Here is a 16544-nt window from a genome sequence, read left to right as displayed (position 1 = left end):
TTAAACTGTTGAAAGGTGGGTATTGATATGAAAGACGTAGAGAAGAGAACAGATGAACCAGTTGAAAGCGCAAAGAACGCGTTTCTCTCAATTGCGATCATTGTTGGTGTGATTACAATTATTGCCGGAATTGCAGTTGCAGTATATAAGTATCTTACACCTGATTATCTTGATGATTTTGATGAGTTTGATGATGATTTTGATGATGATTTCTTTGATGACGATCAGGAAATCACAGAGGATGTTAAGCCTGAAGCAGAGGCATAAGCAGTCAGCATTAAACAAAGCAGAAGACCGCTGGATGAAAGTATCATTTGGCGGTCTTTTTTCTGGAAAATACGTTGTTTTTTGTTGGGAAATCTTCATAAAGTCTTAATTGCAATATGACCTTAATCTGTTACGATTGTTTTATTAGAAGCGAAATAAACTATTCTGTAAAGATGATTACGGATGGAATATGAGGTGCGAAATGTATAATATTTTAATGTGTGATGATGAGAAAGAGATAGTGGAAGCTGTCTCAATCTATCTTGAAGCAGAAGGATATAAAGTTTTTAAAGCATATGATGGATCTGAAGCTTTGGAAATAATTGCTAATGAAAAGATTCATCTTTTAGTTGTTGATATTATGATGCCAAAGGTTGATGGACTTAATGTTGTAAAGAAGATTCGTGAATTCAGCAATGTTCCGGTTATTCTTCTTTCAGCAAGAACAGAGTATAATGATAAGATACTCGGACTTAATGTTGGAGCAGATGATTATATGGCTAAACCATTTAATCCGCTTGAGCTTGTTGCAAGAGTCAAGTCCCAGCTTAGACGTTATACAACTCTCGGAAATATAGCAGTTCCTTCAGCTGATGCTGATAAACTTATCAGTGGTGGTCTTGTTCTTGATACAAGAAGCAGAACAGTAGCTGTTGATGGAGAGGATGTTAAGCTTACTCCTATTGAATTCCATATCCTTAGATTTTTGATGGAGAATATGAATACTGTATTTTCAACATCTCAGATTTATGAAGCTGTATGGAAAGAGGAAGCATTTGCATCAGAGAATATTATAGCTGTACATATCAGACATATTAGAGAAAAAATTGAGCTTAATCCGAAGGAGCCAAAATACCTGAAGGTTGTTTGGGGGCAGGGTTATAAGCTTGAGAAGATATAAGATCATGAGTGACGAATCTTTAAAGAAAGAAAAAGAAACAAAAAAGATTTACATTCTACAGAGCAGAGCCAGTAAGATTATTATCGAACTTATTGGCTTTGTTTGTGTTGTTGCTTTGATCATTCTTAATGTTGCCAGATTCATAAAGGATAATTATTTCGAAAAAGAAACAATTTATGGTGATCAGGAATATGCTGAAACCGATCATGTGAAGTATATCATGAGTCATTCGGCGGATCAGCTTCTCGAAACTTATTTCCGTTCTGAGAAATATTACAATGTTGACAGATATGCCAAGAAACTCATGGTTTTTGATATATCAGACAGTTTCGCAAATGATATTCTCGGTAAAGAAGATGAACCGATGTACAAAATTTCTTATATTTCGTCACAAGTAGAAAGATTTTCCATCAACGATGTTGAACAGACAAGTACCTATGAAGCCAATATAGATAATGTCATATATGAACTGAATTATGAAAATACTTATGATTATGAGCAGCTTGGTGAAACATTTGATATTGCACATGGATCAAGTCAGTATATTAAAATTCGTTCAAGAGATTATCGTAAGCTGTTTATGACACTTGGTTCTACAGGTGTGAAAGTTGATGAGATTGACAATTTGGACAAGCTGGATATTTCTTTCAGTGATTGGGTTTTAAGAAATGAAACTTCCGGTTATTATGCCGTAATGACGTCTTCGTATATCTATAATGTCTGGGGAATGACAGATATAAAAAATCTTTACGATAACGAGTATATTTATATTCCACTTGATTATCTTTCAATCGATGGTTCTAATGCGGAATTTGAGGAGTCCATTCTGTATGCTCCGTTCTATAGTTCTTTATTATATCCATTATTTGGCGCCATGGGCGAAGATTACAATATCATACGTGATTATACATACTATGCAAATCATGATACATCTCTTTTGGACGATTCTCTTATGTATACATATACTATCAGTGGATTGAATTATTATGATGGTATAAGTGATAATAATGTTTATATGTTCATGAATGATGATTTTATTTACAGTGATTTCAGTAAGGAAAGCATTGTGCAGTTTATCAAGAATAACTGCGATATCGTCGTGGAATTAAATATAAATAATGATGGACTTGATGGAGAAACGAGCTATTATGTCGATCGTAAAGGTAAAAAGCATGCAATCTCGTATCTTTCAAATCTGAATATTGATTATTACCGTGATACTTATGATGCAAATCTTAGATCAAATATGGTATTTGGTCTGAAAACAAAAGGAAAATCCAATTTTTATAACAATAAAGAGATTAAGAAAAGAGCTTTTTATGATTTCTGTAAATGGGCTTATCCGGACTATGATACAAATATAACTGTATTTACAATAATCCTTGCATGCCTGCTCCTTATTCTTTTACTGATTGCCAGACCTTTTAGAGAAAAAGATGCAGTGGATGAAGGAAGCATATTCTATTTTGATAAGATGCTTATAGAGATTCCTATAGCCGTTTTTGTGACTTTAGCTTTGGTTATGTATAATATCGGAATCGAGACTTATCGAGATATTTTCATTTATGACAGTTGGAATGATAATATAAATTCCGTGACTATAATGACGACTGTATTTGTCATTGCATTTTTCTATGTATTTGGCGTTGAGATACTTTTATCTATAGTCAGAAGAATCAGAAGAAGAGTAATCATAAAAGAGTTAATTGTATTACGACTTATAAGCTTTGTAAGTTCCATGTTCGAAATGGCTTCAAGACAGGGGCGAGGCGGACGTGTTGCATTTATCAGAGGTGGTGCGGTTGTATTATTTAATATAGCCGGACTGATATTTACTCAGACTACAAAATTGTCATTTAAATATGTCATGCTGGTCGATGCTATATTCATAATCATAAATATGATGTCTCTTTATAAAACTGTTAAAAACGAGGAAGGTGTTGACCGTGTCCTTAATACAGCGAGAGAGATCGGAGGCGGTAATCTCGATGCGAAGGTTAATACCGAAGGTATAAGCGGAAGTAGTCTTACCCTCGCGTGGACCATAAATGGAATGAATGAAGCACTCAGCAAGTCTGTTGAGAAGAATGTACGTGATGAAAAGATGAAGGCAGAGCTTATTACAAATGTATCTCATGATATCAAGACTCCGCTTACATCAATCATAAATTATGTTTCACTGATCAGAAGAGAAGATTTCGATAATGAGAAAGTGCTTGGTTATCTGGATATTCTGGATAATAAATCTCAGCGATTAAAACAGCTGATTGAAGACCTTATCGAAGCATCTAAGGCAAGTTCCGGCGAAATCGAAATGGATATCGTCCAGATTGATTTCTCTGAGTTCCTTTACCAGATGGAAGGTGAATATATAGATAAATTCAACGAGAAGGGAATCGAACTTGTTACAAATATTTGCGAAGAACCTGTTATGATAAATGCAGACGGACGTCATCTCTTCAGAATTACTGAAAATGTGCTTACTAATGCATTTAAATACTCAAAAGAAAATACAAAAGTCAATATGACTCTTACATATGATGAAGATAATGCCATCATGACTCTCGAGAATGTTTGTGCTCAGAAGATAGAAGTGTCCGAGGATGAGCTTATAGAGCGTTTTGTGCGTGGTGACAGATCAAGATCTACCGAAGGAAGTGGACTGGGCCTTTCTATCTCTAAGAGCCTTACAGAGCTTATGAACGGTGAATTCCTGATCGAAGTAACGGGAGAAATGTTTAAGGTTATTCTTAAATTCCCGCTTATTAAGAAAAATACCGAAGGACAGAATGATGAGTAATTTTATTTTTAGTCTAAATGTAACGATACCTATTTTCCTTATGATCCTTTTGGGATATATCATCAGGAAAATGGGTATCATTTCTGATGGATTCGTATCTGCCGCAAACAAATATGTTTTTCTTGTGGCACTTCCGGTGATGCTTTTTAAAGATATATCTGAAACGGATGTAGCCGATCAAATGACAGGTGATTTCCTGCTTTTTTGTATGATCGTAACTATAGTCATGTTTTTGCTGGTATGGCTTTTAACGTATTTATTTGTTAAAGACAAAACCATGGTTGGCGCATTTGCCCAGGCGGGAGTCAGGGGAAGTGCGGCTGTTTTGGGCGTTGCATTTGTTGAAAATATATGCGGAAATTCGGGCATGGCTCCAATGATGATAGTTGCAGCTGTACCATTTTTTAATATCTTATCCGTAATAATCCTTACCTTCTCTGCGGATATGGGTAAAGTAAATCCGGCATCGGAAGAGGAGAGAAGGCAGATCAGAAGTAAAAATATTAAGAAAGCTTTTATAAATATCCTTAAGAATCCGATAATACTCGGAATACTGGCAGGACTTTTATTCTCGCTTTCCGGATTATCCATGCCGGCTATACCGGCGAAAACCATAACATATATATCGAATACAGCCACTCCAATAGCTCTTATAGCCATCGGAGGAGGATTTGATAAGAATGAGGCTCTGGGACGCCTAAAACCGGCTATAGCGGCTTCTGTGGTCAAATTGATCGTTTTACCGGCTGTATTTCTGCCTCTGGCCCTTTTAATGAAGTTTGCACCGAGTGAGATAGCGGCAATTCTTGTGATGCTTGCGTCACCGACAACCGTAAGCTGCTATGTTATGGCGGATAATATGAAAAATGACAAGGTGCTAACATCAAATGTTATTCTTATAACGACCATACTATCATCCGTAACTTTGACTATGTGGGTATTCATTTTGAAATCTTTTGGGGCTTTGTAAATAAAAAAGAATGTATTTTTATTAGTACAAGAGAAAGTTTAGTGGTGAAAAATGACGTATTTACGCGGCTTAAAGCACTTTTTCAAAAAAATAAAAAAAATTGATTTTTATGCTTGACATTTCAGTACTTCATCTATATAATTGGAAAAGTGCTGAAAAACACGGGATCTTAGCTCAGCTGGGAGAGCATCTGCCTTACAAGCAGAGGGTCACAGGTTCGAGCCCTGTAGGTCCCACTCATAACCACTTGGTTATGGTTCATGGCGGGATAGCTCAGTTGGCTAGAGCATGCGGTTCATACCCGCAGTGTCGAGGGTTCAAATCCCCCTCCCGCTACTTTAAAAAAAATAAAAAAATCAGTTGACAAACAAAACACGATTATGTATAATATTCGTTGTGTCGAGTGATTTTCCGATTTCGGGGTGTGGCTCAGCTTGGCTAGAGCGCCTGATTTGGGATCAGGAGGTCGCAGGTTCGAATCCTGTCACCCCGACGCTAATACAAAAGCATATATATATAATATGCGGGTGTAGTTCAATGGTAGAACACCAGCCTTCCAAGCTGGATACGTGGGTTCGATTCCCATCACCCGCTTTTTACTTGCGAAAATGCATATAAGCATTTTTGTGAGACACAAATGTGTCCGTAGCTCAGTTGGATAGAGCAACGGCCTTCTAAGCCGTGGGTCGGGGGTTCGAATCCCTTCGGGCACATTTTTTATATGAACAGATTTATTGATCTTTCATATTATGGTGGGTATGGCGCAGTTGGCTAGCGCGCCAGATTGTGGCTCTGGAGGCCGAGGGTTCAAGTCCCTCTACCCACCCTGTTTTATGAAGGTCCTACTGATAGCCTTCCATATTGGGCTATAGCCAAGCGGTAAGGCACAGGACTTTGACTCCTGCATTCGTTGGTTCGAATCCAACTAGTCCAGTTTTTTTAATTTAATAACATCGTACCATTTAATAACGGTGCGTTTTTATATGGGCTACTAGCTCAGGTGGTAGAGCACTTGACTTTTAATCAAGTTGTCGCGGGTTCGAGTCCCGCGTGGCTCATTAATATATATAGAAGCGGAAATCATGAGGTTTTCGCTTATATTATTTTTATAAGCGGATATGGCGGAATTGGCAGACGCGCTAGATTTAGGTTCTAGTGGGGAATCCCGTGCAGGTTCAACTCCTGTTATCCGCACTTATATTTTATCAAGGTTTGTCATAATCTGTGACAAGCCTTTTTTGTTGCCTAAAGCTTAGAAAACACGTTATTTTCTTATCCTTCATTCTATCTGTCATAGTCTGTCATAATCTGACAAAATATGCCTTAATATTATGGTTATGGGGTATAAAATGGGGTATGACAAATCTATATTCTATAAGGCTTCAGAGCCTTTTGTAAAATAGTGTTGACATAGGTAGTACAATTTATTACTATCCATTCATCGATTCTATTTTGATTTAAGGGAAAGGGCTATAAAATGGATGATGCATTAATTGAACTTAAAGGACTTACCAAAAACTTTGGAGATCAGCAGGTTTTAAAGGGTATAGACCTGATAATTCACAGAAATGAATTTCTGACACTTCTCGGACCTTCCGGATGTGGAAAGACAACAACTCTTCGAATCATTGCAGGATTTGATGATCCAAGCGGCGGAGAGATTCTATTTGATGGTATAGATATATCACAGATCCCTTCATACAAAAGAGAAGTAAATACAGTATTTCAGAAATATGCACTTTTTCCGTTTTTGAATGTATATGACAATATTGCATTTGGTCTTAATATCAAGAAAACGGATAAAAAGATAATAGAGCATAAAGTTACAAAAATGCTTGACCTTGTAGGTCTTTCAGGCTTTGAGAAGAGAGATGTTACAAGTCTTTCGGGTGGACAGCAGCAGCGAGTAGCTATAGCAAGGGCTCTCGTAAATGAACCTAAGGTGCTTCTTCTTGATGAGCCATTAGGAGCGCTGGATGCAAGACTTCGTAAGGACATGCAGACAGAACTTAAGAAGATTCAGAAAGAAGTTGGAATTACTTTCATATTCGTAACTCATGACCAGGAGGAGGCTCTTTCTATGTCAGATACAGTTGTTGTTATGAATGAAGGAATCATTCAGCAGGTTGGTACGCCGGAAGATATTTATAACGAGCCGGAGAACCGCTTTGTTGCCAGCTTCATCGGTGAATCAAATATCATCGAAGCTGTTATGAAGAAGGACCTTCTTGTTAATTTTGACGGAATCGATTTCGAATGCGTTGATAAAGGATTTAAGGAAAATGAAGATGTTGAGGTCGTTATAAGACCTGAAGATATAGATATAGTCAAGCCGGAAGAAAGCAGTCTTAAGGGAACTGTTAAATCTATAGTATTTAAGGGTGTGCATCATGAGATAGTCGTAGAGACAGAACATAGAGAATATCTTATTCATACTACGGATTATTTTGAGCAGGGGCTTAAAGTCGGACTTAAGTTTGGACCGGATGATATTCATGTAATGTACAGAATGGACTGGGTACAGTAAGGAGGACAACGTGAGACATTTTGTTAAACTGGTAAGGCCTTATATAGTCTGGGCTTTTATCATTATCGTAGTGCCTATCCTGCTTATTATGCTTTATTCTGTTACAACAGGTGGAAATGATCTTGTAAATATCAGTTTTACCTGGGACAACTTTAAGAAGATAGGTGAACCTATATATCTGAATGTGCTGAAAAGGTCCTTGGTACTTGGACTTATATCAGTCGTTATTTGTTTTGTGTTCGGTTATGCCCTTGCATATTTCATCAGTAAAAAGAGTGAGAAGGTTCAGAACCTCCTTATTCTGCTTGTTACGATACCGATGTGGATCAATACGCTTCTTAGAACTTATGCATGGATCAGTATGCTTTCCGATAACGGCCTCATCAATACATTTCTTAAATGGATGGGCTTTAAACCTTTAAATCTAATGTATACGGATTTTGCGGTTATACTCGGACTTGTAACGGACCTTCTGCCGTTTATGGTAATTCCTATCCATACAAGCATAAGAAAGATTGATCCGTCACTTATAGAGGCATCACATGACCTTGGTGCAAATAAGATCCAGACTTTCTGGAAGGTGACATTTAAAATGTCCATTCCGGGTGTTTTAAATGGAATCATGATGACATTCCTTCTTTCTATTTCAACATTCGTAATTCCAAAGCTCCTTGGCGGCGGACAGTACATGTTGATCGGTAATCTTATCGAGAATCAGTTTATTTCTGTAGGTAACTGGAATTTCGGAAGTGCCATTTCAATAATCCTCGCTTTCATAATCCTTGTCGGAATGACTGTTATGAAGAAGATTGACAAAGAAGAGAAGGAGGAAGAATGATGAAGACAAAAAGGAAAGGCAGGGTATTGTCTGCATTATATATAGCTATTTGTTTTCTTTTCCTCTACCTTCCGATAGTTGTGACGATGATATTTTCATTTAACTCATCAAAGTCACTTACTAAGATGCAGGGATTTTCCCTTAGATGGTACGGCAGCCTTATACACAACGGTTCCATCATGAAGGCGGTTTATGTATCAATCACAATAGCGATATTTGCGACGATCATTTCAACTGTTCTCGGAACTCTGACAGCCATCGGGCTTTCAAAAAGCAGGAAGGTTTTAAGGGAGACAATTAAAAATATAAATAATATTCCGATTATGAACCCGGACATTGTTACGGCCATTGGACTTATGATACTTTTTTCTTCGATCGGAATGGAGAAGGGATATCTTACAATGCTTCTTTCGCATGTGGCATTTTGTACTCCATATGTGATCACAAGCGTTTATCCTAAAGTAAGGAATCTTGATCCTGCACTTGCAAATGCAGCCATGGATCTTGGGGCGACACCATTTCAGGCTCTTACAAAAGTCATCCTTCCGATGCTTAAAGACGGAATTTATGCAGGTGTGCTCCTGGCATTTACAATGTCATTTGACGACTTTGTGGTTTCATACTTTGTAACAGGAAACGGAGTATCAAATATTTCCATCACTGTTTACAATATGACAAAACGTACAAATCCGACTATCAATGCGCTTTCAACCATAGTTATTCTCGTTATCGCTATACTTCTGATAATCATAAATGTTATGCCTGCGATGCTGAAGAATACGATGAAGAAAGTATTTGCGGTTCTTGTCGTGGCTGCCCTTGGAACAATGATCTTCTCCGGACTCGGAAGTAACAGTAAGACGCTTAAAGTATATAATGCCGGTGAGTATATAGATACAGATCTCCTGGAAAAGTTTGAACGTGAAAATGATTGCAAGATAGTCTATGAGACCTTCGACTCAAATGAAAGTATGTATACCAAGATTAAGAGCGGTGCTGAGTATGATATCTTAATTCCTTCGGATTACATGATAGAAAAGCTTAAGAAGGAAGATATAATCAAGCCTCTTGACTGGGGCAGGATAGAGGGCGCAGATGGGCTTAATCCTGACATTATGGATCTTGCGTACGATCCCGGAAATGTTTATTCCGCACCTTATTTCGTCGGAACGGTCGGCATACTTTACGATAAGACCATTGTTGACGAAGAGGATTTAAAGAGCGGCTGGGAAGTTTTGAAAAATGAAAAATATAAAGGCAACATTTATATGTATGATTCGGAAAGAGATGCATTTATGGTGGCTTTAAAGGCCTGCGGATATTCGATGAATACATCTGATATGTCTGAGATTGAAGAAGCTTATAACTGGCTTATAGATCAAAATGATAAGATGGACGTTGTTTATGCGGGAGATGATGTTATAGATAATATGATTTCCGGAAATAAGGCCCTTGCGGTTGTTTATTCAGGTGATGCGGCATATATCATGTCCGAGAATCCTGATATGGGATATTATGAACCGGATCAGGGAACCAATGAATGGTGCGACGGTATGGTCATAACAAAGAGTTGCAGTGATGATGATCTTGCTTATAGATTCATCAGCTTTATGTATGAATATGACAATGCGCTTGCCAATTCTACTTATGTCGGGTATACATCTCCTTTAAAGGATGTTGCAGATGAACTTGCTGAGACTGAATACGAAGGAATATCATCATACACACCGGGATTCGGTAAAGAGAAGAATGAGGTGTTCAGATATCAGGACAGCAAACTTAAGAGCAAATTTGCGGATTTGTGGACAAAAGTCAAAGCCTATAGCAAATAAAAAATATTTATAATTTTTTAAATAATCGAGATAATACCATTTAAAAATCAATGTAATTGTGCTATCATAAGTCATGAGTGTGTTTTTTTGCTCATGACTTATTTCTTTGTGGGGGTTAGAAGTTTACATCTTTACAAAATGATAAGAATACTAACTGGTTGAGGTGCGATAAATTGAGTAATAGATGGAATAAAGATGACTGGAAAAAATGTTCGATATTAACAATATCATTATGCCTGGTAGTTGCATTTTATGTAATACTCGGAAGACTGCCCGGTGTTCTTGATTTTCTTGGCACTATAATAGGGGCCTTCACACCGATCATTATGGGATGTGTAATAGCATTTCTGTTAATGCCTGTAATGAATTTTCTTAAAGGTGTATTTTCAAAGTTTTTCATTAAAGTATTAGGTGAAGAGAAGAAGATGACTGCAGTTAAGATTGCGAATACTCTTGCTGTTGCATTTTCACTTATTTTCCTTCTCTCTATCATATTTGGACTTCTTATCGTGCTTATTCCGGAACTTCAGAAGAGTATAACAATGCTCTCAAATGAAATTCCTACATACATCGATAAAGCAAAAACATGGTTAAAGAATCTTTCATTCCTTAAGAAATATCCAAATATCTACGAGACTGTAAGTAATAATCTTGATAAGATCCAGGATAACCTTGTGAAGATCATGGTAAATAAACTTCTTCCGAATATCGATACCATTGTTGTGAAGATTTCATCAGGTATCATCGGTGGTGTTAAGTTTGTATTTAACTTCTTCGTAGGTATCATCATCGCAGCATATATTCTCTACAGCAAAGAGAGATTGTCTGCTAACGGTAAGAAGATGATATATGGTGTATTTAAGAAGAAAAAAGGAACAGTTGTCCTTGATTCTTTATCATTTGTAAATAATGTATTCGGTGGATTTATTGACGGAAAGATCCTTGATTCGATGATCATTGGTATTATCTGTGCTATATTCTGCCTCTGCGTTGATATGCCTTATGCAATCCTCGTAAGTGTTACAGTCGGAATAACCAATATCATTCCTTTCTTCGGACCGTTTATCGGAGCGGTTCCTTGTGCGCTCCTGATACTTGTTGCGGATCCTATCAAGTGTCTTGTCTTCGTTATATTCATCCTCATCCTTCAGCAGATCGACGGAAATATCCTTGGACCACTTATCCTTGGAGATTCAACAGGTCTTTCAGGACTTTGGGTAATGGTTGCAATCCTTGTAGGAGGAAACCTCTTCAGCTTCATGGGAATGCTTCTGGGCGTACCTGTATTTGCATGTATTTATGCACTTGTTAATGTGATCATCGACAGCAAGCTGAAGAAACAGGGACTGACGAATAATACGGATTATTATCTGACGCTGCATGGCTTTGATGAAGAAGGTAATCCGATAAGGACCAAGAGACGCATTTCTTCAGGAAATGACAGACGTTCCAGAAAACAGAATAAAAAAATGGGCAACAGAAAGTCTAAAGATATCATGGCCACAAGAGAAAATATCAGAGAGAAAGTCGGTATGAATATCGGCGACAAGATCAATGATGAGAAAGCTAAGGCTATTGAAGAAATGGCAGTTGTTAAGGAAAGAGCTGCAAGTCAGTATAATGAGTATCTAAAGAAAAAACAGAACCGAAATAATGAAAATAAAAACAGTGAAAATAGAACCGGAGAAAATAGAACCGGTGAAAATAAAAATGATAAGAATAAGTCTTCGAATGTCAGAAAGAATAATGATCAGTTAAAAACAAATAATGTATCTGAGCAGAATGTAAAAAGAGTTCAGAACGTTAAACCAAAGAATAATAAAACTAACGAAACAAGAAACCAATCCGGACACAAAAACGGACAGAAAAAAGAGAACGGAAAATCGGAGACTAACGAGTAATCGCTGATTATTTTATACTGTTTAAGTCTCGCGATGCCGGGAGGAGGGTTACTATGTCAACAAGAACAGCTTACAACAACAAAGAGATGCTTGCGTGGACCGCTTATTTTGCGGATTTTATGGAGACAAGTCCTGAGAAGATCAAACTTATGAATATATGCGGGAAAGAGAAGAATATCATCCCGACGATAGAAACACATAAGAGAGTAATGATATTTGCGGATTCAACACATGAGAACCTGTTCTATGAATTATGGGAAAAGGGTATAGGTGATTATGATGTATGGTTCGCAGAAGGCCTTATACCTAATGACAATATTAAGCATACAAAAGTCGTTGAGCTTGTAAATAAAAAGCTTACGGTACCATCGGTTGTATTTATTCTCAATGAAAATACAAGAGAATCGTATCGTATCGGAATGAAGAATGAATTCTTCAGTAAAGGAACAGTTAAATATGTCGGAAATGAGATAAGAGCTATAATCATGAGCATGCTTGGAGTTGATTCTCATGATACCATCGCGATTGTAAGCGGTGAAAGTATTGTTATAGAATCGGCTATAATAGCAAGTGAAGGAACTATTATCGCAGTTGAGCCAAATGAGCAGGATCAGAAAACAATGGAAGAGAACGTCGCTAAGTTCGGCCTTCATAACGTAAATATCATTCCTGATCTTTCAGATGATTCTTTGGCGAAAATACCGGTTCCGAGACTTTCATTTATTGTTGCTACCAAGTATCTTGAGAAAGATATAGAAAGACTCATCACGAAGAATCCTAAGATGCAGTTTGTCATCTACACACTTGAGCTTGACGTGCTCAGTACTATAAAGGATATATTCGAGAGACATAATATAAAGAATATGGAGGTTACTCAGGTAACCATCAGTAAGACAGACAAAAACAGTGTATTCGTATCACAGCCTTCGCCATGGCTTATTACAGGCGAAATCTATTGAAATCTGATATGAAATATTGTAGAATGTCTAAATCAAATCAGTAAGTTGGAGGAAAGTTTAAAATGGGCACCCAGTATAATCACAAATTAATCGAAGCCAAGTGGACTAAGAAATGGGAAGAAAAGCCAATAAATGTTAATGATGGTGTTAAGCCAAAATATTATTGTCTTGATATGTTCCCATATCCGTCAGGAAATGGACTTCATGTAGGACATTGGAGAGGATATGTTATATCCGATGTATGGAGCAGATATCAGCTCATGCATGGAAAATATGTCATTCATCCTATGGGCTGGGATGCATTCGGACTACCTGCAGAAAATTATGCTATAAAGAATGGTATTCATCCATCTATTTCTACTGCTGCAAATATTGCAAGCATCAAGAAGCAGATTAAGCAGATCGCTGCTATCTATGATTGGGACATGGAAGTAAATACTACAGATCCTGATTATTTCAAGTGGACACAGTGGATATTTGTTCAGATGTTCAAGAACGGACTTGCATATGAGAAGGAAATGCCTATCAACTGGTGTCCTTCATGTAAGACAGGTCTTGCAAATGAGGAAGTTAAAGAAGGTAAATGTGAGCGTTGCGGCGCTGACGTAACAAAGAAGAATCTTCGTCAGTGGATGTTAAAGATCACAGCATACGCAGACAGACTTCTTGCAGATCTTGATAAGCTTGACTGGCCTGAAAAGGTTAAGAAGATGCAGGCTGAGTGGATTGGTAAATCTACAGGTGCTGAAGTTAATTTCAAGATAGATGGTAAAGATGAATCAATAACAGTTTATACAACAAGACCTGATACACTTCACGGAGCAACATTTATGGTGCTTGCTCCTGAACATAAGCTTGCTGCAGAACTTGCTACACCTGAAACAAAGGCTGCTGTAGATGATTATATCTATCAGACATCACTTCGTTCTTCAATCGACCGTATGGCTGATCATGAGAAGACAGGTGTATTTACAGGAAGCTATGCTATAAATCCGCTTAACGGTTCACGTATTCCAATCTGGCTTTCAGATTATGTACTTGCCGATTACGGAACAGGCGCTATCATGTGCGTTCCTGCTCATGATGACAGAGACTTTGAGTTTGCTAAAAAGTTTAATATTCCTATCATCCAGGTTATCAGTAAAGATGGTAAGGAAATTGAAAATATGACAGAGGCTTATACAGAGGCTTCCGGAGTTATGATCAATTCCGGTGAGTGGAATGGTATGGAATCAGCTGTCCTCAAGAAGGAAGCTCCTCATATCATTGAAGAGAAGGGCTTTGGTAAGGCTACAACAAATTATAAGCTTCGTGACTGGGTATTCTCACGTCAGAGATATTGGGGAGAACCAATTCCTATCATTCATTGTCCTGATTGTGGTGCAGTACCTGTACCTGAAGAGGATCTTCCACTTATGCTTCCTGAGGTTGATAAATATGAACCAACAGGAACAGGTGAATCACCTCTTGCTGCAATTGACAGTTGGGTAAATACAACATGTCCTTGCTGTGGTAAGCCTGCAAAGAGAGAGACCAATACAATGCCTCAGTGGGCAGGATCATCATGGTACTTCCTCAGATATGTTGATGTAAATAATGATAAAGAACTTGTATCAAAGGAAAAGGCTGATAAGTATCTTCCGGTTGATATGTATATCGGTGGAGTAGAGCATGCAGTTCTTCATCTCCTTTATTCAAGATTCTATACTAAGTTCCTTCATGACATTGGAGTTGTCGGATTTGATGAGCCATTTACAAAGCTCTTCAATCAGGGAATGATCTGCGGTAGAGACAGAGAGACAGGAAAGCCTACCAAGATGAGTAAGTCACTTGGTAATATCGTTTCTCCTGATGATATCGTAAATGATTACGGTTGTGATGCACTTAGACTTTATGAACTCTTTGTTGGTCCACCTGAACTTGATTCAATCTGGGATGACGCCGGAATCGATGGTATCTCAAGATTTATCAAGAGATTCTACTCAATGGTAATCGACAATGCGGAGAAAGATGTTGCTGAGACACCTGAACTTCTTCGTCTTAGACATGGACTTATCAAAGATATTACACAGAGACTTGAGAGTTTCAACTTAAATACAGTTATTTCTGCATTTATGGAATATAATAACAAATTCGTTGATCTTACAAAGAGTACAGGTGTAGATAAAGAAACACTTAAGACAATGGTTAAGCTTATTGCTCCATTTGCTCCTCATATTGGAGAGGAACTTTGGGAGGTGCTTGGCGGTACAGATTCAGTATTCCATACAGAATGGCCTGAATTTGACGAGGCTCACCTTAAGGCTGATACAATCACACTTCCTGTACAGGTTTCAGGAAAGACGAGAGTAACTGTAGATGTTCCTGCTGATGCTGATAAGGATACTATTATCGCGCTTGGTAAGGAAGCTCTTGGTGACAGACTTGATGGAAAGACAATAATCAAGGAAATATATGTTCCTGGAAAGATCATCAATATTGTTGCTAAGTAAATAACAGACTTTAATAGCCCCTCGGTTATATCAATAATCCGCAGGGGCTATATGATTTTTTTGAGGGAATATAATGACTGCGGCCGGACAGAATATATTTGGATGATTATAATGGCTATGGTCAGATTGGAGATATTTGATGAAATGGGAAGCGGAGTTTCTTCGGAGTCTTAGCGGACTCCGATGCGGATTCATGGACGCTTTTATGAAGTTCTTTTCGTTTATATGTGATTACGGATGGTTCTTGATAAGTGTAGTTCTGATCCTTCTTATCAACAAAAAAACGAGGCGAATAGGCATCGAAGCAGCGGTAACTCTGATATTTACAGCTTTAATAACAAATGTGATCATAAAGGGATTGGTTCATAGAGTAAGACCGTATGAAGCATATGATTTTATAGAGGTTTTGACCAGGAAACCATTTGATTCCTCGTTTCCTTCGGGACATACATCCAACAGTTTTGCGGTGGCTGTAGCTGTATTTATACACAATAAAAAGATAGGAATACCGCTGATCATACTGTCGGCGGGAATAGCTTTTTCGAGATTATATAACGGAGTACATTACCCGACTGATGTTCTTGCAGGAATAGTCATCGGCGTAACGGTTCCGATTGTAGTTCATATCATAATGAAAAGAATTATGGAAAAAAAGGAAGTTAAATGAGCGGAAATATTATTATAGACAACAGGCTTTTAAAGGCATATGACAGACTTTCCGATATTTCAAAATATACGGGAAAATCAAAAGAATATACAGAAAAATTGTGGGAAATTTTGATCTCAGACCATGAACTTATGGAAGAATTTGTATTTTATCTTGATAATCATACATTCATGGATAAGTACAAAGTAAAAGGTTATGGAATGATAGATCTGTATTTCCTCAACATTAGATATGTCGAAATGCAGCAGGATGTAGGTAAGAATTATTCTGATACGGATAAGGATGCCCTGGCTCTTGATACCTTTATGATGATGGCTGATATGAAAAAGAATCCTGAGATCTATATTAAAAAGCTTGAAGAAGGTCCGGGGATGGACAGATTTATGTAAG

At 37.6% G+C, this 16544-nt stretch carries 13 protein-coding genes and 9 tRNA genes; all 22 read left to right on the top strand.

Features of this window, described 5'->3' with window-relative positions; translation table 11 throughout:
* Positions 1-27 precede the first annotated feature (27 nt).
* The 22 genes from B5D25_RS00605 to B5D25_RS00505 all read left to right on the top strand — a co-directional run bounded on the left by B5D25_RS00605 (position 28) and on the right by B5D25_RS00505 (position 16543).
* The gene (locus B5D25_RS00605) at positions 28-267 is read left to right on the top strand and encodes a hypothetical protein (RefSeq protein WP_078785804.1); all 240 of its coding nucleotides are present in this window, start codon (positions 28-30) and stop codon (positions 265-267) included.
* Between the two features lie 202 nt (positions 268-469).
* A complete protein-coding gene (locus B5D25_RS00600) occupies positions 470-1168 on the top strand; it encodes a response regulator transcription factor (RefSeq protein WP_078785803.1) in 699 nt (232 codons plus the stop codon).
* Positions 1155-3968: a sensor histidine kinase gene (locus tag B5D25_RS00595; protein ID WP_078785802.1), complete on the top strand. Its 2814-nt coding sequence runs from the start codon at positions 1155-1157 to the stop codon at positions 3966-3968. The genes B5D25_RS00600 and B5D25_RS00595 overlap by 14 nt, the downstream gene beginning before the upstream one ends.
* Positions 3961-4938 carry an AEC family transporter gene (locus B5D25_RS00590; protein WP_078785801.1) on the top strand — a complete coding sequence of 326 codons (978 nt, stop codon included), beginning with the start codon at positions 3961-3963 and terminating at the stop codon, positions 4936-4938. The genes B5D25_RS00595 and B5D25_RS00590 overlap by 8 nt, the downstream gene beginning before the upstream one ends.
* A gap of 163 nt (positions 4939-5101) precedes the next feature.
* Positions 5102-5174 (top strand) — tRNA-Val (locus B5D25_RS00585).
* Between the two features lie 26 nt (positions 5175-5200).
* Positions 5201-5274, top strand: a tRNA-Met gene (locus tag B5D25_RS00580).
* Between the two features lie 82 nt (positions 5275-5356).
* A tRNA-Pro gene (locus tag B5D25_RS00575) sits at positions 5357-5431 on the top strand.
* Between the two features lie 30 nt (positions 5432-5461).
* Positions 5462-5532: transfer RNA gene (locus B5D25_RS00570), tRNA-Gly, on the top strand.
* A gap of 45 nt (positions 5533-5577) precedes the next feature.
* A tRNA-Arg gene (locus B5D25_RS00565) sits at positions 5578-5651 on the top strand.
* Positions 5652-5690: 39 nt separating this feature from the next.
* Positions 5691-5764: transfer RNA gene (locus tag B5D25_RS00560), tRNA-His, on the top strand.
* 36 nt (positions 5765-5800) lie between these two features.
* A tRNA-Gln gene (locus tag B5D25_RS00555) sits at positions 5801-5872 on the top strand.
* A gap of 51 nt (positions 5873-5923) precedes the next feature.
* Positions 5924-5996, top strand: a tRNA-Lys gene (locus tag B5D25_RS00550).
* A 54-nt stretch (positions 5997-6050) separates the two neighbouring features.
* A tRNA-Leu gene (locus B5D25_RS00545) sits at positions 6051-6132 on the top strand.
* 283 nt (positions 6133-6415) lie between these two features.
* Positions 6416-7465: a spermidine/putrescine ABC transporter ATP-binding protein gene (potA, locus tag B5D25_RS00540; protein ID WP_078785800.1), complete on the top strand. Its 1050-nt coding sequence runs from the start codon at positions 6416-6418 to the stop codon at positions 7463-7465.
* Positions 7466-7475: 10 nt separating this feature from the next.
* Positions 7476-8303: an ABC transporter permease gene (locus tag B5D25_RS00535; protein ID WP_078785799.1), complete on the top strand. Its 828-nt coding sequence runs from the start codon at positions 7476-7478 to the stop codon at positions 8301-8303.
* Entirely contained in the window at positions 8303-10135 is a 1833-nt protein-coding gene (locus B5D25_RS00530; protein ID WP_078785798.1) for an extracellular solute-binding protein, read from the top strand. The genes B5D25_RS00535 and B5D25_RS00530 overlap by 1 nt, the downstream gene beginning before the upstream one ends.
* A 173-nt stretch (positions 10136-10308) precedes the next feature.
* Entirely contained in the window at positions 10309-12036 is a 1728-nt protein-coding gene (locus B5D25_RS00525; protein WP_078785797.1) for an AI-2E family transporter, read from the top strand.
* Between the two features lie 53 nt (positions 12037-12089).
* Entirely contained in the window at positions 12090-12995 is a 906-nt protein-coding gene (locus tag B5D25_RS00520; RefSeq protein WP_078785796.1) for a Precorrin-6B methylase 2, read from the top strand.
* 62 nt (positions 12996-13057) lie between these two features.
* Positions 13058-15487, top strand: a complete 2430-nt coding sequence (gene leuS, locus B5D25_RS00515) for a leucine--tRNA ligase (RefSeq protein ID WP_078785795.1) — start codon at positions 13058-13060, stop codon at positions 15485-15487.
* Between the two features lie 51 nt (positions 15488-15538).
* The gene (locus B5D25_RS13175; protein WP_278286073.1) at positions 15539-15661 is read left to right on the top strand and encodes a hypothetical protein; all 123 of its coding nucleotides are present in this window, start codon (positions 15539-15541) and stop codon (positions 15659-15661) included.
* 31 nt (positions 15662-15692) lie between these two features.
* Positions 15693-16154 (top strand): phosphatase PAP2 family protein, encoded by a 462-nt coding sequence (locus tag B5D25_RS00510; RefSeq protein WP_159444040.1) that lies wholly within the window; start codon positions 15693-15695, stop codon positions 16152-16154.
* Positions 16151-16543, top strand: a complete 393-nt coding sequence (locus B5D25_RS00505) for a hypothetical protein (RefSeq protein ID WP_078785793.1) — start codon at positions 16151-16153, stop codon at positions 16541-16543. The genes B5D25_RS00510 and B5D25_RS00505 overlap by 4 nt, the downstream gene beginning before the upstream one ends.
* The last annotated feature ends 1 nt before the right edge of the window (position 16544 follow it).

This window comes from Eubacterium ruminantium, from assembly GCF_900167085.1.
Classification (GTDB): domain Bacteria; phylum Bacillota; class Clostridia; order Lachnospirales; family Lachnospiraceae; genus Eubacterium_Q; species Eubacterium_Q ruminantium.
This window is presented reverse-complemented; position numbering and strand designations above follow the sequence as displayed.